General features: G+C 63.8%; 19 protein-coding genes. 14 read left to right on the top strand and 5 right to left on the bottom strand.

Annotation, left to right across the window (positions count from 1 at the left end):
• The first annotated feature begins 140 nt into the window (after nt 1–140).
• The 6 genes from LB524_RS01440 to LB524_RS01415 all read left to right on the top strand — a co-directional run bounded on the left by LB524_RS01440 (nt 141) and on the right by LB524_RS01415 (nt 5,753).
• Nucleotides 141–1,154, top strand: coding sequence for a DUF4424 domain-containing protein (locus LB524_RS01440; protein ID WP_224523273.1), 1,014 nt, complete (start codon nt 141–143; stop codon nt 1,152–1,154).
• The gene (locus LB524_RS01435) at nt 1,154–1,672 is read left to right on the top strand and encodes a dihydrofolate reductase (protein WP_224523272.1); all 519 of its coding nucleotides are present in this window, start codon (nt 1,154–1,156) and stop codon (nt 1,670–1,672) included. Before LB524_RS01440 ends, LB524_RS01435 begins: the two co-directional genes overlap by 1 nt.
• Nucleotides 1,673–1,827: 155 nt before the next feature.
• Complete coding sequence (gene hflK / locus LB524_RS01430) at nt 1,828–2,943, top strand: FtsH protease activity modulator HflK (protein WP_015317275.1); 1,116 nt, start codon at nt 1,828–1,830, stop codon at nt 2,941–2,943.
• Nucleotides 2,943–3,896, top strand: coding sequence for a protease modulator HflC (gene hflC, locus LB524_RS01425; protein WP_140822191.1), 954 nt, complete (start codon nt 2,943–2,945; stop codon nt 3,894–3,896). Before hflK ends, hflC begins: the two co-directional genes overlap by 1 nt.
• A gap of 6 nt (nt 3,897–3,902) precedes the next feature.
• The gene (locus LB524_RS01420) at nt 3,903–4,091 is read left to right on the top strand and encodes a DUF2065 domain-containing protein (protein WP_224523271.1); all 189 of its coding nucleotides are present in this window, start codon (nt 3,903–3,905) and stop codon (nt 4,089–4,091) included.
• A 144-nt stretch (nt 4,092–4,235) separates the two neighbouring features.
• Nucleotides 4,236–5,753: a DegQ family serine endoprotease gene (locus LB524_RS01415; protein ID WP_140788782.1), complete on the top strand. Its 1,518-nt coding sequence runs from the start codon at nt 4,236–4,238 to the stop codon at nt 5,751–5,753.
• Between the two features lie 40 nt (nt 5,754–5,793).
• Here LB524_RS01415 and LB524_RS01410 read toward each other — a convergent pair whose 3' ends face one another.
• Entirely contained in the window at nt 5,794–6,366 is a 573-nt protein-coding gene (locus LB524_RS01410) for a GNAT family N-acetyltransferase (protein ID WP_140714668.1), read from the bottom strand.
• Nucleotides 6,363–7,250, bottom strand: a complete 888-nt coding sequence (gene serB, locus LB524_RS01405) for a phosphoserine phosphatase SerB (protein WP_015317280.1) — start codon at nt 7,248–7,250, stop codon at nt 6,363–6,365. Before serB ends, LB524_RS01410 begins: the two co-directional genes overlap by 4 nt.
• Between serB and miaA the strand changes: the two genes are divergently transcribed.
• Nucleotides 7,240–8,205 (top strand): tRNA (adenosine(37)-N6)-dimethylallyltransferase MiaA, encoded by a 966-nt coding sequence (gene miaA / locus LB524_RS01400; RefSeq protein ID WP_224523268.1) that lies wholly within the window; start codon nt 7,240–7,242, stop codon nt 8,203–8,205. The genes serB and miaA overlap by 11 nt on opposite strands.
• A 105-nt stretch (nt 8,206–8,310) precedes the next feature.
• Nucleotides 8,311–9,105, top strand: coding sequence for a GGDEF domain-containing protein (locus tag LB524_RS01395; RefSeq protein ID WP_140724132.1), 795 nt, complete (start codon nt 8,311–8,313; stop codon nt 9,103–9,105).
• A 253-nt stretch (nt 9,106–9,358) separates the two neighbouring features.
• Here the strand turns inward: LB524_RS01395 and LB524_RS01390 are convergent, their stop codons facing one another.
• Nucleotides 9,359–11,191: an ATP-binding protein gene (locus LB524_RS01390; RefSeq protein WP_224523266.1), complete on the bottom strand. Its 1,833-nt coding sequence runs from the start codon at nt 11,189–11,191 to the stop codon at nt 9,359–9,361.
• A gap of 154 nt (nt 11,192–11,345) precedes the next feature.
• Here LB524_RS01390 and LB524_RS01385 point away from each other — a divergent pair, with 154 nt between their 5' ends.
• Genes LB524_RS01385 through LB524_RS01375 form a run of 3 tightly spaced genes read left to right on the top strand, consistent with a single transcriptional unit; the run spans nt 11,346 to nt 12,795 of the window.
• On the top strand, nt 11,346–11,909 hold the full coding sequence (locus tag LB524_RS01385; protein WP_140714676.1) for a helix-turn-helix domain-containing protein: 564 nt from the start codon (nt 11,346–11,348) through the stop codon (nt 11,907–11,909).
• A 4-nt stretch (nt 11,910–11,913) separates the two neighbouring features.
• On the top strand, nt 11,914–12,222 hold the full coding sequence (locus LB524_RS01380; protein ID WP_015317285.1) for a hypothetical protein: 309 nt from the start codon (nt 11,914–11,916) through the stop codon (nt 12,220–12,222).
• Between the two features lie 42 nt (nt 12,223–12,264).
• Complete coding sequence (locus tag LB524_RS01375; protein WP_015317286.1) at nt 12,265–12,795, top strand: GNAT family N-acetyltransferase; 531 nt, start codon at nt 12,265–12,267, stop codon at nt 12,793–12,795.
• Nucleotides 12,796–12,805: 10 nt separating this feature from the next.
• On the opposite strand, the gene LB524_RS01370 is transcribed toward LB524_RS01375, so the two are convergent.
• On the bottom strand, nt 12,806–13,687 hold the full coding sequence (locus tag LB524_RS01370) for a LysR family transcriptional regulator (RefSeq protein ID WP_015317287.1): 882 nt from the start codon (nt 13,685–13,687) through the stop codon (nt 12,806–12,808).
• A 117-nt stretch (nt 13,688–13,804) separates the two neighbouring features.
• Between LB524_RS01370 and LB524_RS01365 the strand changes: the two genes are divergently transcribed.
• The 3 genes from LB524_RS01365 to LB524_RS01355 are packed head-to-tail and all read left to right on the top strand — an operon-like array spanning nt 13,805 to nt 15,760.
• Nucleotides 13,805–14,956, top strand: coding sequence for a gamma-butyrobetaine dioxygenase (locus LB524_RS01365; RefSeq protein ID WP_015317288.1), 1,152 nt, complete (start codon nt 13,805–13,807; stop codon nt 14,954–14,956).
• Nucleotides 14,953–15,537: an HD domain-containing protein gene (locus tag LB524_RS01360; protein WP_015317289.1), complete on the top strand. Its 585-nt coding sequence runs from the start codon at nt 14,953–14,955 to the stop codon at nt 15,535–15,537. The genes LB524_RS01365 and LB524_RS01360 overlap by 4 nt, the downstream gene beginning before the upstream one ends.
• A 28-nt stretch (nt 15,538–15,565) precedes the next feature.
• Nucleotides 15,566–15,760 (top strand): hypothetical protein, encoded by a 195-nt coding sequence (locus LB524_RS01355; RefSeq protein ID WP_015317290.1) that lies wholly within the window; start codon nt 15,566–15,568, stop codon nt 15,758–15,760.
• On the opposite strand, the gene LB524_RS01350 is transcribed toward LB524_RS01355, so the two are convergent.
• Entirely contained in the window at nt 15,748–17,556 is a 1,809-nt protein-coding gene (locus LB524_RS01350; RefSeq protein ID WP_224523265.1) for an NAD(P)/FAD-dependent oxidoreductase, read from the bottom strand. The two genes, LB524_RS01355 and LB524_RS01350, sit on opposite strands and share 13 nt — an antisense overlap.
• Nucleotides 17,557–17,751 lie beyond the last annotated feature (195 nt).

The following is a 17,751-nucleotide window of genomic DNA, read 5'->3' as shown; positions in this document are numbered from 1 at the left end:
CGCCTGCGTGTCCAGACCGCGTGCGTGTCCAGACCGCCCGCGTGTCCAGACCGGTCACGCACGCCCAGCAAGCGGAAGGGCTTTGAAACGCCGCATCGAACGGCTAGGGTCATCCAGGCATTCCAGCCGAGGGGGCTTCGATGTTGCGATCTGTTCTGGCTTTAGCGTTGGCGCTTTCAGCGGCGCCTGCAATGGCCAATGATTCGGTTGCCGAGCTTGGCACCGGCGGCCTGATCCTGTCGCGCAGCGATGCCGTGGCGATGCAAAGCGAGGATCTTTTCATCTCGCCCGAAAAGGTGACGGTGGACTACGTCTTCCACAACAACACCGACAAGGATGTCGACGCGATAGTCGCCTTCCCGATGCCCGACATTTCGGGCGATCCCGAAGAGATGCCGGCGATCCCGGAAAACCAGAGCGATAATTTCCTCGGCTTCGAGGTGACGATCGACGGCGTCGCGGCCAAGCCCCAACTCGAGCAGAAGGTGCTCGCGCTCGGCATCGACATCGGCGCCGACCTCAAGGCGCAAAACGTGCCCTTCAACCCGTTCGGCGACGCGGCCAAGGCGGCGCTGGCGAAGCTGCCGCAAGGGGTGGCTGACGACTGGGTCGACCGCGGCATCATCATCGGGGATTCCACAGCCGACAGTGGCCAAAAACCGGTCTATTCGCCGTTCTGGCAATTGCGCTCGACCTATTGGTGGCGCGCGGCCTTTCCGGCCAACAAGGACGTTCACGTCTCGCACCGCTACAAGCCCAGCGTGGGCGGCACATCCTCGGTCAGTTTCTTCAATGAAGGCCAGTTCCAGAACTCATACGCGGCCTACAAGAGCCGCTACTGCATGGACGACACATTCGAGAATGCGGTGCGCAAGGCGGCGAAGGACAATCCGGACGACTATCCCAAATTCTACGAAAGCCGCATCGCCTATATTCTGACCACCGGCGGCAACTGGGCGGCGGGCACCATCGGCAAGTTCAAGCTGACCATTGACAAGGGCAACCCGAAAGCCCTGGTCTCGTTCTGCGGCGACAACGTCAAAAAGGTCGGGCCGACGCGTTTCGAGATGAAGGCGAACGATTTCTATCCCGAGCACGACATCGACATCCTCCTGCTTGTCCCGTCGGACAGCAATGGCGGGGATGCAAACTGATGCATGTCGCGATCTATGTCGCCATTGCCGAGAACGGCGTGATCGGGCGGGACGGCGGGTTGCCCTGGCGGCTCTCCACCGACCTCAAGCGGTTCAAGGCCGACACGATGGGCAAGCCCATCATCATGGGCCGCAAGACCTATGAAGGCATCGGCCGGCCGCTGCCGGGCAGGCTGAACATCGTCGTCACCCGCGACAAGGCCTGGCGTGCCGAGGGCGTCGAGGTGGCGCATACGCTCGAAGCCGCGATCCAGCTGGCAACCGTGCGCGGACGCCGCATGACGGGCGTCGACGAGGTCTGCATCATCGGCGGCGGCGAAATCTATGCCCAGGCGCTGCCGCTGGCCGAGCGCCTGCACGTGACCCATGTGCTGGCCGCCGTCGATGGCGACGCGCATTTCCCGCCGATCGACCCTGATGCATGGCAAGTGGTCAGTTCGCGGGAGATTGCGTCAGGAGAAAAGGACAGCCATGCGACGCGCTATACGGTTTATGAGCGCCGCCGCGAGATAGTTTGAAGATAAAGGACGACAAAGGGTCGCTACCGGCCCAAAACGGATGAAGTCGGCGGCGCATCGCGTTGAAAGCGCGCCGTGGCGTCCCTATAGAAGAACGACACTGGATTTGCGCCGTAACCGCGGCGCTTGAGGGAATTCCAAGCGAAAGGACATTCATGCCCTGGAACGACAAAGGTGGCGGAGGCGGCGGCCCGTGGGGTGGCGGCGGTAACAATCAGGGACCCTGGGGGCAGGGACCGAAGGGGCCAAGCGGCCCGCAGGGGTCGCCTCCCGACCTCGAGGACATCATTCGCCGTGGCCAGGATCGGCTGCGGCGCGCGCTGCCCGGCGGCGGTGGCGCCAGTCCGGCGGTGTTCGGCCTGATTGCCGCGGTGCTGGTTGTTCTGTGGGCCTTCCAGGCGGTCTATACCGTGCAGCCCGACGAGGTCGCGGTCGAACTGCGCTTCGGCAAGCCGAAGGCCGAGCTTTCCCAGCCAGGCCTGCATTTCCACTGGTGGCCTCTCGAGACCGTCGAGACGGCGAAGATTTCAGAGCAGCTTGTCGACATTGGCGGCGGCAATACCAGCGGCAACGGGCTGATGCTCTCGGGCGACCAGAATATCGTCAATGTGCAGTTTTCGGTGGCCTACCAGGTCTCCGATCCCCGCGCTTACCTGTTCGACGTCTCCGACCCGGACGGCATGCTGCGGCAGGTTGCCGAGAGCGCCATGCGCGAAGCCGTCGGCCGCCGGCCGGCGCAGGACATTTTCCGCGACGATCGCCAGGGCATCGCGGCCTCGGTGCGCGAGATCATCCAGACGACGCTGGACGGCTACAAGGCCGGTCTCAACGTCAACGCCGTCTCCATCGAGGATGCGGCACCGCCACGCGAGGTGGCAGATGCGTTCGACGAGGTGCAGCGCGCCGAGCAGGACGAGGACAAGTTCGTCGAGCAGGCCAATCAGTATTCCAACCAGAAGCTCGGCCAGGCACGCGGCGAGGCGGCCCAGGTCCGCGAAGACGCGGCCGCCTACAAAAACCGTGTGGTGCAGGAAGCCGAAGGTGAGGCGCAGCGCTTCATCTCGGTCTACGACGAATATGCCAAAGCCCCCGATGTCACGCGCAAACGCCTTTATCTGGAAACCATGGAGAGGGTTCTGAAGGACTCGAGCAAGGTCATCGTCGAGCAGAACAACGGACAGGGTGTCTTGCCTTATCTGCCGCTGCCCGCATTGCAGCCGAAACCGCCAGCACCGGCCGCGCCCGCCGCGAACACGGGAGGTACCAAGTGATGGCCAACCGTGTTCCCATCTTCGTCGCCGTGGCGGCGGTCGTCCTGTTCCTGATCTATTCCTCGGTCTTCGTGGTCAATGCGCGCCAGCAGGCGCTGGTGCTCCGCTTCGGTGAGATCGTCGACGTCAAGAGCGAGCCCGGTATCTACTTCAAGGCGCCGTTCTCGTTCTTCGACGCCGATACGGTGCAACTGATCGAAAACAGGGTGCTGCGCTTCGACCTCGACAACATCCGCGTCCAGGTCTCGGGCGGCAAATTCTATGAGGTCGATGCCTTCATCGCCTATCGCATCTCGGATCCGCGCGTCTTCCGGGCCGCCGTGTCCGGTCAGATTGAACTGGCCGAAGCGCGGCTCAGGACGCGTCTCGACGCTGCCCTGCGCCGCGTCTACGGTCTGCGCGATTTCGAGGCCGCGCTTTCCGAAGAGCGTGCCGTGATGATGCGCGAAGTGCGCGATCAGCTCAGGCCCGACGCCACGTCGCTCGGCTTGCAGATCGAGGATGTTCGCATCCGCCGCACCGACCTGACGGCCGAAGTTTCACAGCAGACCTACGACCGCATGAAGGCGGAACGCCTGGCGGAGGCCGCGCGGCTGCGGGCACGCGGCAACGAAGCGGCACAGCGCATCACGGCGCGCGCCGATCGTGAAGTGGTCGAGATCGTTGCCGAAGCGCAGAAGGAGTCCGAGATCCTGCGCGGTGAGGGCGAGGCGCAGCGCAGCGCCACCTTCGCCGATGCCTACAAGCGCGATCCCGCCTTCTTCGACTTCTACCGGTCGATGAATGCCTATGGCACCGCGCTGGACAACACCGGGACGACCATGGTGCTGTCGCCGAGTTCGGAGTTCTTCCGCTACTTCCGCGATCCCGACGGCAAGGAAGGACCGGCGAAACCGACGGCGCCGGCTGCGGCACCTGCCGCGCCGACGACACAACCCAGCACCGGCCAGTAACGGCCGGTGCAGGATTTCTTCGCGGCGATAGGCCTGGTCCTCGTCATAGAGGGCCTGGTCTATGGCGGCTTTCCCCGCCTTGCGAAGAAGCTCGCGGGCGAAGTGCTGTCGATGCCGAAGAATGCGTTGCGGATCGGCGGGCTGGCGGCGATCGCCATTGGTGTTGGCGTCGTCTGGCTGGTGCGGGGCGTGTAGAGGCGGCGGTTTGCGGAATAACGCTCGATTTACACTCCACCGATAGTCATAGCCGCAAACGTGCCGTATTTCTTGCCATCATGGCGCGACACGGCGTTTTCGTCGAAGCGCTTTTCTCTTTTAGAAATGCCGGGAGGCTTCTCGATGACATCCAACACCCTTTTGGACGCCGCTCGACGGACGTTGGTCGCCGGCGCGGCAGCGCTGGTCCTGGGCGCCGTCGCCGTTCCGTCCTTCGTGACCCCGACATTCGCCGCCGACGGACCGGCGTCGGTCGCCGACCTGGCGCAAGGCGTGCTTGGCGCGGTGGTCAACATCTCGACCTCGCAGACGGTGAAGGGCACGGAAGGGCCGGGCGCGGTGCCGATGCCGCAACTGCCCGAAGGCTCGCCGTTCCAGGATTTCTTCGACGATTTCTTCAAGAACCGCGGTGGCGAAAAGGATGGCGGCTCGCAGAAGGTCCAGTCGCTCGGTTCAGGTTTCGTCATCGACGCCGAACAAGGCATCGTCGTCACCAACAACCACGTGATCGCCGATGCCGACGACATCGAGGTCAATTTCTCCGATGGCGTGACCTTGAAGGCGACGCTGGTCGGCACCGACACCAAGACCGACGTCGCGGTGCTGAAGGTCGATCCGAAAGGCCACAAGCTGACAGCGGTGAAATTCGGCGATTCCACCAAGATGCGCGTCGGCGACTGGGTGATGGCGGTCGGCAATCCGTTCGGCCTCGGCGGCACGGTCACGGTCGGCATCGTCTCGGCGCGCAACCGCGATATCAATTCAGGCCCCTATGACGACTTCATCCAGACCGACGCCGCGATCAACCGCGGCAATTCGGGCGGGCCGCTGTTCAACAGCGCCGGTGAGGTCATCGGCATGAACACGGCGATCATTTCGCCGTCCGGCGGTTCGATCGGCATCGGCTTCTCCATTCCCTCGCAGCTCGCCTCTGGCGTCGTCGAGCAGTTGCGCCAATATGGCGAGACGCGGCGCGGCTGGCTCGGCGTGCGCATCCAGCCGGTGACCGACGACATCGCGGAAAGCCTCGGCATGGCGACCGCCAAGGGCGCGCTGGTGGCCGGCGTCATCAAGGGCGGACCAGTCGACAACGGCACCATCCAGGCCGGCGACGTCATCATCAAGTTCGACGGCAAGGACATCCATGAAATGCGCGACCTGCCGCGCGTCGTCGCCGAAAGCCCGGTGGGCAAGGCCGTCGACGTGCTGATCGTGCGCAAGGGTGTCGAGCAGACGGTGAAGGTGACGCTCGGCCGGCTTGAGGATGGCGAGAAGCTGGCCAGCGGCGAGAATGGCAATACCGACCAGGACAAGGGCGCTGACAAGGCTCCGGCCGTCTCGACCGCCTCGGTGCTTGGCATGACGGTCGGCGAACTCAACGACGAGACGCGCAAGAAGTTCAGCATCGCCGGCGATGTTTCCGGCGTCGTCATCACCGACGTGGCCAAGGACTCCGCCGCCGCGGAACGCGGTATCCAGCCTGGCGAGGTGATCACCGAGATCGCGCAGGAGTCGGTCGCCACGCCTAAGGACGTCATGGACCGGATTGGCGCGCTGAAGGAGCAGGGCCGCAAGAACGCGCTCTTGATGCTGGCGTCGAAGACCGGTGAGTTGCGCTTCGTTACGATCCGGATGGATTGATCCAGTACGCCGGCAGAATCTGATTTTGATGGAAGGGCGGTTAGAGAGCCGCCCTTTTTCTTGCCTGCCAGTCCTCGCGCGACAGCCGGTAGAGCACATGCCGCTTGAGCGCGGGATGGCTGTCTGGAATGCTGGGGTGGTCGAAATCGCTCGATGGGTCGGCGGTCATGCCGAGGCGTTTCATAACGGCGGTCGAGCGGTGGTTTTCCGCCACGGCGAAGGAAACGATCTCGTCGACGGCCAGTGTCTCGAAGCCGTAGGCCAGCCATGCCTCCGAGGCCTCGGTGACATAGCCCTTGCCCCAGAATTCGGGAGCCAACCGCCAGCCGATCTCGATTGTGTCGGCCGGCAGCGATGGCACATCATCGGTCGCGAGGAGGCCGACGAAACCGATGCATTCGCCGGTCGCGGCAATCTCGGCCGCGGCGAAGCCGTAGCCGTCCTCATCGACCCAGGCGCGGAACTCATCCATCTTGGCGTCGGCGGCGGCACGGTCGCGGCGAAACGGGAAGAACTCCATCACGCGATCATCGGAATTGATGCGATGGAACAATTCGCGGTCGCGATCCTCCCAATTGCGCAGGATCAGGCGTTCGGTACGGATTGGCTTCATTGGACGAATTCTTCCTGCCGGTAGCCCTGCAGATAGAGCAGCGCAGTGAGGTCGGCATGGTCGATCCGGACTTTTGCCTGCGCCGCGACGGAAGGCTTGGCATGCAGCGCGACACCGGTTCCGGCCAGGCGGATCATGTCGAGATCGTTGGCGCCGTCGCCGACGGCGATGGCATCGGCCGGCGTCAGGCCAAGACGGGCACAGATTTCGAGCAGCGCCTCGGCCTTGGCGGCGCGGCCGAGGATCGGCTCGCCGACCAGCCCGGTGAAGCGTCCGTCTTGGTCGAGAAGGCGGTTGGCGCGGTCTTCCTGAAAGCCAAGCATCGCAGCGATGCGCGTGGTGAAAACCTCGAACCCACCCGAGACGAGCGCCGTCCAGGCGCCGTTGGCACGCATGGTCTGGACCAGCGCGCGGCCGCCCGAGGCCAAGGTCAGCCGATTGGCGACGATATGGTCGACGACGGCGGCATCGAGCCCCTTGAGGAGCGCCACGCGCTCGCGCAGCGCCGGCTCGAAGGCGATCTCGCCGTTCATCGACCGTGCGGTGATCGCCGCGACATGATCCTTGACGCCGATCTCGTCGGCCAGCTCGTCGATGCACTCCTGGTCGATCATGGTCGAGTCCATGTCGGCGAGAAGGATTTTCTTGCGGCGTGTTTCAGCCTGCTGGACGATCACGTCGACGGGCTCAGCGGCCAGTGCGGTACGAAGGCTCGCGGTCGTTTCATCAGCCTGCGCCGCTGGCGGCAGGGCAATGTCACAGGCAATGCCTTCGGCCAGCCATACGACAGCGCTTGCGCCCACCGACCGTGAGGCCATATTCGCAAGCGATGGCGACAGAGCGCGATCGGCGGGACGGGAAACAAGCGTGGCAATGAGCGGCATCGAGAATTCCGGCACGGATGCGGGCGAAGGCCGCGTGAAGAACGCGATCCTGATAGCCGGGCCGACCGCCAGCGGCAAGTCGGCGCTGGCGCTTGAACTGGCCGAACGCACAGGCGGCGTCATCGTCAACACCGATTCCATGCAGGGCTATGCGGTTCTCGACGTGCTGACGGCCCGGCCGCAGGCGGCCGAGCTCGCACGAGCGCCGCATTTTCTCTATGGGCATGTCCATCCCGGCACCGCCTACTCGACCGGCGCCTGGCTGCGCGACGTCATGAAACTCATTGATGACGGGACGCTCTCGCGGCGGCCAATCTTCGTCGGTGGCACCGGCCTCTACTTTCGTGCGCTGGCTGAAGGGATTTCGGAAATGCCTGATATTCCGCAACGGATACGCGACCGCTGGCGCTACGAATTGAAGGAGCAAGGCGCGGTCAAGCTGCATGCCTTGCTGCTACGCGAGGATTCGAGCGTCGCCATGCAGTTGAAGCCAACCGACAGTCAGCGCATCGTGCGGGCGCTCGAGGTGCTCGACGCCTCCGGCCGGTCGATCTTGGACTGGCAGGCAGAGCGCGGCCTCCCGCTCATCGACAGGCCGAGCGCGCATTTCCTGGTCGTCGAGCCGGATCGGGCAGCATTGGTTGACCGCATCGAAAGGCGTTTCGACCAGATGCTGGACAAGGGCGCGCTGGAGGAAGTCAAGCAGCTTGCGGCCCTTCGTCTGGATCCAGACCTGCCGGCGATGAAGGCGATCGGGGTTCGCGAGCTCCAGGCCGCGATCTCAGGGCAGTCGAGCTTTCCCGAGGCGATCGAGCGCGCCAAGATCGCGACAAGGCAATATGCCAAGCGGCAAGCCACCTGGTTTCGCCATCAACTGGGGCCGGAATGGCAGAGACTTCGCCCCGGTGACGATCTCGAAACCACGATCCAAACACTTGTTGCTAATGCAACTTAAAAAGTTGCCCCTGAGGGAAGGGTTCTCGCCGAAGTTGTCGGAATTAACGCTCCGTAAGTCGGTCCCTGCGATAAGGTCATGGGGTATTTTTCCATCGGGGAGCAGATGCGTTTCCACAAAGCGGAATCCGCTTTTTTCGTCTTTATCTTCGTGATCCTGGCTGCTGGCCTGGTGACCCTGCACGCCTATGGGCAACTGCAATCCTTCGCCACTGAACTCCATACGGCCTCCGGCCTGGACAAGGTCATCTACCTCAACAAGCTCCTGTTCGCGACTGGCGTACTGCTCGCCACCGCGCTGTTTTTCGGCATCTTCTTCATCTATCCGCTGATCCGCAAGCAGGCGACCGAAGAGGGCAAGTTGCGCGCCATGACGGTGTCGCTCAGCGCCCGCTCCGAAACGCTCGAGCATGCCGCCCTGACCGACGGCCTGACCGGCATGCAGAACCGACGCTATTTCGACGACGCGCTGAAGGAATATCTCGAGGAGTTCCGGCGCATCGAAAAACCGGTCGGGCTGATGATCCTCGATCTCGACCATTTCAAGCAGGTCAACGACACGCACGGCCACGATGTCGGCGACGAGGTGCTCAAGGCTGTCGCCAGATGCCTCAAGGACATGACACGTTTCCACGATGTGGTGGCGCGCCTGGGTGGTGAGGAGTTCGCCGTGGTCACGCCCAACATGGAGGCGGACCTTCTGGCCAAATTCGCCGAGCGCATCCGCAAGGCGATCGCCAACATGTCGATCCTCTCCGGCAACAATGTCCGGCTCAAGATCACCACCAGCGTCGGGCTTGCAGTCTGGGATCGCAAGGAAACGGCCGAGGAATTCTACCGCCGCGCCGACCGCCAGCTCTACGAAGCCAAAAGGCAAGGCCGCAACCGCGTCTGCGCCTAAAATCCCATCCCTGAATTCGTGATGCTGGCCGTTTGCTGCCGACTTCTGCGCTTCCGGCCTTCGCCGGCCGAAGCACTTATGAGACGTTGCGCTTTAAGGCTGCGGCCGGCGAAGGCCAGTGCTCACGGACCAAAACACCAATCGGCTCAGCCTGACCAACTCCCTGACGGGCTTCGCCCAAGCTTTCCGACGAAGACGGGATAGGCCGCTTGCACGGATTCTCGGGACTATTCATGGAGGCGTGACGCTCAGCTCAATCGTTCTGCGGGCGCAGGCCGAAGGTGGCGGGTTTGAGGCCGTAGCGTGTGTCGAAATCTTCGTCCGACTGCACGCGCGTCGCCGCCGGCGCTTTGCGGTAGTCGGGGTCGCCCGCCTGCCGGCCGGAATCGACCACCTCGGCGAAAGCCATCGCCTGGCTCTGCGGTTTCGGCACGTTGCGCAGCCGCTCCACGATCGCCACCAGGTCGACCTCGCCGGCCTTGGACGTCACGTCTTCCTCGCGCTTGGCCGTGCCTGGAAGCAGGTGAGCGGGCAGTCTTTCGAATTTCAGCCGCATGGTCGTCGCCACGCCTTCGCCGAAGGCGATCGCTTCGCGCTGGCCCATGGAGGACAGGAAAGCGAGCGTGGAGGCAGAAGAGTCGGCGATTGCCGAGCGGATGATCGCCTGGTCCTGCTCGTTGGCGAGCCGCATGGCGAAGAAGGTCGAGCACTGCGAGAGAATGGTCGGGTCGAGCTCGCCGGGGCGCTGGGTGACGACGCCGAGATAGCAACCATATTTGCGGCCTTCCTTGGCGATGCGCGACAGCGCGTGCCGGGTCGGCGCGAAGCCGAGACGCGCATCGGCGGGCATGTAGCGGTGCGCTTCCTCGCATAGGAACAACAGCTGCAGCTTGCCTTCGCTCCACAAAGCAAGGTCGAAGGCCAGACGCGCCAGCACCGAGCAGACGGAATTGACCACTTCCGACGGCATGCCGGCCATCTCGAAGCAGGTCACCGGACGGCCATGATGCGGCACGCGGAAGATGTTGCCGATCGTTTCGTGGATGGTGTCCTCGATCAGGCGCGAATTGAACATGAAGCGGTAGCGCGGATCGGCCGCCGCCGATTCGATGCGTGTCTTGAGCGATTTGAGGGTTGGACGATCGGTCTTGCTTTCGAGCATGCCCATGCGCTCGTCGATCTGCTTGAGCAGGTCGGCGATGCGGTAGGGCACCGGCGTATCGGCGGTCAGCGCATCGCTGCCGCGCCTGAGATAGGCGCCTGAACCGGGGTTGCGATAGAGATTCTTGGCGAGCGGAATGAGGTCACGAAGGGCATCGATCTCTTCCGGCACCGTCTCGCGTCCGCGAAACAGCACTTCGGCGAATTCCTCCAGCGTGAACATCCAAAACGGCAGGTCGAGCGTCTTGGAATCGACCCTGACGCAATATTCGGGTAGCGAGGCCGCGAACTCGTTGTGCGGATCGAGGATCAGGATGCGCAGGTCCGGTCGCGCCGCGATCGACTTGCGCAGCAGCAGCGACACCGCTGTCGACTTGCCGACGCCGGTCGTGCCGACAATGGCGAAGTGGCGCGCCAGCGTGTCATCGATGGCGATGTTGGCGGCGATCGCCTCGTCCTGCGCCAGCGAGCCGATGGTGATCGAATGGCGGCCGGCCAGGTCATAGACCGCCTGCAGGTCGCGGGTGCGGATGCGGTGCGCGACGGCGCCGATATGCGGATAGATGGTGATGCCGCGGTCGAAGATCGGCCTGGCCCCGGTTTCGGCGCCGTCACGGACTTCGCCGATCAGTTCGATGCTGACCTCGATGGCGTTCTTGCCGTCACTGTTCCAGGCCAGATCCGACTTGCCGATCGCGTAGACCAGGCCGACGGTTCGCGTCGTGCCAAGATTGATCGAGATCATCTTGCCGACCGTCCACAGGCCGGTGATCGCGCCATCGGCGTCGTCGGCATAGGCGCTGATGGTGGCGCGCGCACCGTCGCATTGCACGACATTGCCCAGGATGCGCTTGTCGTGCTGGTCGGCTGTGCGGCGCTCCTGCGATGTCGGTTCTCCGACTGAAGCTTCGCGTTCGACATACATGGACAGGCCAATCCTCATTTCCCTTGAGGCCGTACCCTACAGGAACGGGGTTAAGGTCGGATGAGGTCGGATGGTGTAGAGAGGATTAAGGTCCTGGTGAAAATTGCTTTGAAATGGCTCTTCACGCGCCTATTGATTTCGTTATAATGAACGAATGGATGATATAGCGAACGACATTTCCTCGACCATCGGCAGGCGTATCCATACCGAAAGGACCATGCGGGACTGGTCGCTGGCCGAGCTCGCCGAACACTCCGGTGTTTCCAAGGCAATGCTGAGCACGATCGAGCGCGGCATGACCAGCCCAACGGCGGCACTTCTGGTGCGCATAGCGGCGGCCTTCGGCATGACGCTCTCGACCCTCATCGCACGGGCGGAATTGCAGGGCGGCGGGCTGCTGCGCGCAGCCGGCCAGCCAGTGTGGCGCGACCCCGACACAGGCTATGTCAGGCGGCATTTGTCGCCGGCCTGCGACATGCCGCTCGAACTGATCAAGGTCCATCTGCCGGCGGGCGCGAAGGTCAGCTTGCCGGCGGCTTCCTACGCCTTCATCAAGCAGCAGATCTGGCTGATCTCGGGAAAACTCGAATTCACCGAGGGTGACCAGGTGCACAGGCTCGAACCGGGCGACTGCCTGGCGCTCGGAGCGCCGTCGGATTGCACCTTTCATGCGCTGGAGCCGGGCGCCGATTATCTCGTCGCCCTGGTCAGGAGCTGACGTCATGGCACGACGGCCAAAGCGCTCCCACAATGGGGGGCCGCCTCTTGACGACTACAAGGGGCCGCCATGGGGCAAGGGCGATCCATACATCTTCCTGGCCTGGCAGGCCGCGCACGCCAATGCATGGAAGGCGCCGAGCCGCGAAGTCATGCTGATGCGGATGGACAAGGCCGAACGGCTGGGGCTGACCTATGAGGAGTACACGCTCGAGATCCTGGAGCGCGGTCGGCATCTCAAGGAAGAAGACACCGAACGCATCGGCGCCATCAAGGCCGCGCGCAAGCGGCGGCGTGTGCGCCATCTCGACTGAAGCGGCGCTGTCGACCCATCAATCGTTTCCAGAGGACCAGGTATGAACGTCATAGAAATCGGGCCGTTGACCGCAAGCCGGGAAACACTCGCACAGCTGACCGATCTGCTGGTCGAAACGGTTGCCGCCGGCGGATCGGTCAGCTTCATGCATCCGCTGGCGTTGGATGTTGCCAGCGCGTTCTGGGAGACGTCGCTGGCCGCGGCGGCACGAGGGCAAAGAATGGTGCTTGGGGCATGGGACGGCGGCGCTCTGGTCGGCACCGTCACCCTGCTGCTCGACTGTCCGCCCAATCAGCCGCATCGGGCCGAGATCGCCAAGCTGATGACATCGGTCGGGCAGCGGGGCAGGGGTGTCGGGACGCGCCTGATGCGAGCCGCCGAACGCCTCGCGGCGGAGAAGGGACGCACGCTGCTGGTTCTGGATACGGCGAGCGAAGAGGGTGCGTCGGGACTTTATGAGAAGCTTGGCTTCACCTTGGCCGGCGAAGTTCCGGACTATGCGCTGAAGCCGCATGGCGGGCTGACGGGCACGCTGATCTACTGGAAGCGCATCGGCACAGCGTCGCGGTAACGCCAGTCACTCATGCCTTCCCGGCGAGGCGCTTCAGCAGCCAATGGCGGAAATCCTGCTCGGCGCTGGTCAGGTGCGCGGTCGACGGCCCCGTCAGGAAATGCCCTGACGTGCTGGGCAGCTCAAAAACGGAAAGCCGGACCAGCGCTCCGCCGTCGAGCGCCGCGTCGATTAGGGGCCGCGACCCAAGGAGGACGCCGGCACCGGCGCTCGCCGCATGCATGGCGGCAACGAAACTGTCGAAGCGATGCGAGCGCCGGGGATGGCCGGCCAATCCGGCCGCCGCGAACCATTCGGCCCACATCTCGCGTGCGCCGGCCACCAGAAGCAGCGGCAGCGATGTCCAGTCGGCGGCACTGGCCAAGGCCGGGCTTGCCACCGGCACAAGCCGCTCGGCGGTCAGCCTCTCGGCCTCGCGTCCGGGAAAGGATCCGTTGCCGAAACGGATGTCGAGCGCCGAGCCTGGCAAATCGTAGTCGGTCGGGCGATGGATCGTCACCAGATCAAGCTGGATGCGCGGCAGCGCCTCGGCGAGGTCGGGCAGCGCCGGAACCAGCGCCAGCAGCGCAAACGAGATCGGCACCCGGAGCGAGACGGTCTGGACGGCGCGCGGTTCGAACAGTTCCGTGGTGCTGCTGCCAATGGTGGCGAAGGCCGACTGGATGTGGGGCAGGTAGGCGGCACCTTCCGGCGACAGCGCGACCCCACGCGCCAGCCGCGAGAACAGACGCGTCTTCAGCCTTTCCTCGAGCAGCCGGATGTGCTGGCTGACGGCCGCCTGGGTCAGGCCGAGTTCGGCTGCCGCCGCGGTGAAGTTCGACAGCCGTGCCGCAGCCTCGAAACTGCGCAGCCAGTCGAGTGGAGGAAGGGTAGGAGCGGTTCGCCGTGCCATTACCAAATCGCTGCCATTGGCCAAAAAATGATAATTGGAATTATACCTTTCGGGAGGTCAACATGCAATCCAAACCACGGCACGACCGTGGGCAACAAGGCGACAGGACGGATTTCCATGCTCACCCACGTGCTGGTTGGCGATGAAGGCAGAACAATCGAACTTGGTTGGACAGAAGGCAAGCGTACCCGCTTCCACGCCGTCTGGCTGCGCGACAACGCGCTTGACGACAAGACGCGCAGCGCCGGCAATGGCCAACGCCTGATCACCATCCTCGACATTCCGGCGAAGACGAGAATTGGCGCTGCCGCCATCAAGGCCGGAGCGCTGGAGATCAGCTTCGAGCCGGAGGGAAAAACGGTCAGCTTTCCCGCCCAATGGCTGCGTGCGAACGCCTATGATCGCGACGAGACACGCCAGCCTGGTTGGACAGGCGATGTCATCCAGCGCTGGACCAGGGCGACGATGCAGAACGCGGTGCCGCGCGCCAGCTATCCGGCGGCCTTGCATGGCCGCGGTGTCCTGCGCGAATGGCTTTCGGCGGTGAGGACTTATGGTTTTGCGGTGATGGACGGGCTGCCGGCCGAATCCGGGGCGCTGTGCAAGGTGTCCGACCTGTTCGGCTATATCAGGGAGACCAATTACGGGCGCTGGTTCGAAGTGCGCGCCGAGGTCAACCCGAACAATCTCGCCTACACCAATCTCGGCCTGCAGGCGCATACCGACAATCCCTATCGCGATCCGGTGCCGACGCTGCAGATCCTGTCCTGCATCGAGAACACGGTGGAGGGCGGTGAATCCAGCGTCGTCGACGGCTTTGCCGTCGCGGCCGCTCTTCAAACGGAAAATCCCGAAGGTTTTCGGCTGTTGAGTTCCCATGCGGCGCGGTTCGAATATGCGGGGTCGTCCGGCGTGCGGCTGCAGGCGAAGCGCCCGATGATCGAGCTTGGACCCGACGGCGAACTGATCTGCATCCGCTTCAACAACCGTTCGCTGGCGCCGACCGTCGACGTGTCGTTCGCCGAGATGGGCGCTTATTATGCCGCCTACCGCCGCTTCGCCGAGCTGATCGAGGATCCATCCTTCGAAGTCACCTTCAAGCTCGAGCCCGGCCAGGCCTTCATCGTCGACAACACCCGCGTCATGCATGCCCGCAAGGCGTTTTCCGGCACCGGCAAGCGCTGGCTGCAGGGATGCTACGCCGACAAGGACGGCCTGTTGTCGACGCTCGCGGCGATCGAACACGGCTTCAAGGAGGCCGCGGAATGATCGGCCAGGATCTGAACGCGGACACCATCGTCGAATTCATCGCCGACATTTTTGAGCGCCGGGGCGCCGAATCCTATCTCGGCGAGCCGGTGACGATGTCCGAGCATATGCTGCAAGGGGCTTGGCTGGCGGAACAGGATGGAGCCCCAGACGTGCTGGTGGCCGCCGCGCTGCTGCACGACATCGGCCATTACACCAGCGAGTTCGGCACCTATTCGCCTGACGATGTCGAGGACAAGCACCATGACGAGGCCGGCGGCGAAGTGCTGGCGCCGTTCTTCCCGCCTGTCATCGTCGAGTGCGTCCGGCTGCACGTTGCCGCCAAGCGCTATCTCTGCGCCGCCGACCCGACCTATTTCTCCAGGCTGTCGCCGGCTTCGGTTCATACCTTGTCGCTGCAGGGCGGACCGATGAGTGCCGACGAGGTGGCTGCGTTCCGCGAGAACCCGTTCCATGAGGAAGCGGTGCGGGTTCGCATCTGGGACGAGGGCGGCAAGGTCGCCAATATGCGGACGCGGGCGTTTCGCGACTATGTGCCGTTGCTGCAGCGCGTCGTGCACGACTTCGCCAATCGGCCCTGACGAGACCAATGATCAGGAGGAGACAGCCATGTGCTTCTGCTTCGACGGCGAAAGCGCGGTGGCGGCATACCGGCCCTGCCGCGAGCGTTTGGCTGACGAGGGCGTTTTCACGCCATCGCCGACCAGCCCCAGCGGCGAACTCGCCGCTGCCGCCTTGTTCGACGTCGCCGACGCGGGACAGGTTCACCGTGTCGATGCGGGAGACGCGACCTATCCCTTGTGATGGACCTGCTGCAGCCCGTAGACTGGTGTCGGCAAGCCAACCTGCCGGGCTTTGAGCTGCAGCGCCAGATATTGCGAATAGTGGCGTGACTGATGGAGGTTGCCGCCATGGAACCACAGCGCCTCCTGCTGGGTCGGCTTCCACATGTTGCGCTGCTCGCCTTCCCAGGGGCCGGGATCCTTGGCGGTGTTGGAGCCAAGGCCCCAGACCTTGCCGACCTTGTCAGCCACCTCCTGCGAGATGAGGTCCGCCGCCCATCCGTTCATCGAGCCGTAGCCTGTGGCGTAGATCACGAGATCGGCCGGCAATTCGGTGCCATCGGCGAATTTGACGCCGGTTTGCGTCAATTCCCGCACCGCCGCACCTGGTCCGCTCTTGAGCTTGATCGAGCCGTCTATGACCAGGTCGCAGGCGCCGACATCGATGTAGTAACCCGAACCCCGGCGCAGATATTTCATGAACAGGCCTGAGCCGTCATCGCCCCAGTCGAGCAGGAAGCCGGCCTTTTCCAGGTCCGCGTAGAACTTCGCGTCGCGTTCCTTCATCTGCTGGTAAAGCGGGATCTGGAACTCGTGCAGGATGCGATAGGGCAGGGAGGCGAAGATCAGGTCGGCCTTGCGCGTCGTCATGCCGTTCTCCACCGCCTGCTCGGAATAGAGTGCGCTGAGCCCGATATCCATCAGTGTGTCGGACTTGACGATATGGGTGGAGGAGCGCTGCACCATGGTAACGTCCGCGCCTCTCTCCCAGAGAGCCGCGCAGATGTCGTGGGCGGAGTTGTTGGAGCCGATGACCACGACCTTCTTGCCGCGATATTTGTCGGGGCCGGGATGGGTCGAGGAATGCTGCTGCTCGCCCTTGAAGATGTCCTGGCCCTTGTATTTCGGCCAGTTCGCCTTGCCGGACATGCCGGTGGCCAGCACCAACTGCTTGGGCTTGAGCACGATCTCTTCGCCGTCTCGCTCGACCACGACGGTCCATTCCTTGGCCGTCTCGTCGTATTTCGCGGATTTAGCCGAGGTGGAGGACCAGTAGTTCAGCTCCATCACCTTCGTGTACATCTCCAGCCAGTCGCCGATCTTGTCCTTCGGGGCGAAGACCGGCCAGTTCTTGGGGAAGTCGATATAGGGCAGATGGTCGTACCAGACCGGATCGTGCAGGCAGAGCGACTTGTAGCGCTTGCGCCAGGAATCGCCGGGACGCTCGTTCTTCTCGATGATGATCGTCGACACGCCGAGCTGCCGAAGCCGCGCGCCAAGCGCGATGCCGCCCTGGCCGCCGCCGATGATCACGACATAAGGCTGCTTGCCGCGGCCGAGTTCGGCGATCTCGTCATCACGCTCCTCGCGCCAGGATTTCCTGTCCTTGCCGTGACCGTGCTTGGCGCCGAGCGGCCGATTGAAACCGGCCTTCTCCTCATGGCCCTTGAGTTCGGCCATGGTGGTGAGCAAGGTCCAGATCAGGTCGCCCTTGAACCGCACCAGGCCGAAGCCGCGCGCCACCTCGGTCTCGAAGGTGATCCAGGCGGTGGTGACGCCGTCCGCTTCGGTCGCCTCCTCGCCTTCGGCCACCTTCCAGTCGCTCGGCCGGGTTCCAGCCAGCGTCGCTTTCAGCATGTCGCGGATCTGCTCCTGGCCCTCCATCGTCCGGAGATTCCAGGTGAAGGTGACGAGGTCGCGCCAGTAGCAATCCGCCTGGAAACAGTTGACCGCCGCGTCGATGTCGCCGGTCTCCAGCGCCTTGCCAAGCTTGTCGAGCAGGGCCTGCGCCTTCGTGGTGGGTGTTCTCTCGAGCATGGTTTCTCCTCCGGTTGTCGGTTTCCAAGAACGCCTGTTCAGGCTTCCACTGGAACAGCAAGCGGCCGGCCGGGACCTCCCTGCTTGGGGATGGGACTCCCATTCGCCGGCAACGCGTTTCCTCCCAGGCACGTCGTCAGCCCGGCATAGTGGTGCGTCGATGGGATGGGCTCAACTGTACTATGGTAGCGCGCG

Source organism: Mesorhizobium sp. ESP6-5 (assembly GCF_020164695.1).
In the GTDB taxonomy this organism is placed as follows: Bacteria; Pseudomonadota; Alphaproteobacteria; order Rhizobiales; family Rhizobiaceae; genus Mesorhizobium; species Mesorhizobium australicum.
The sequence above is the reverse complement of the archived record's forward strand: the minus strand, read 5'-3'. Positions and strand labels throughout refer to the sequence as shown.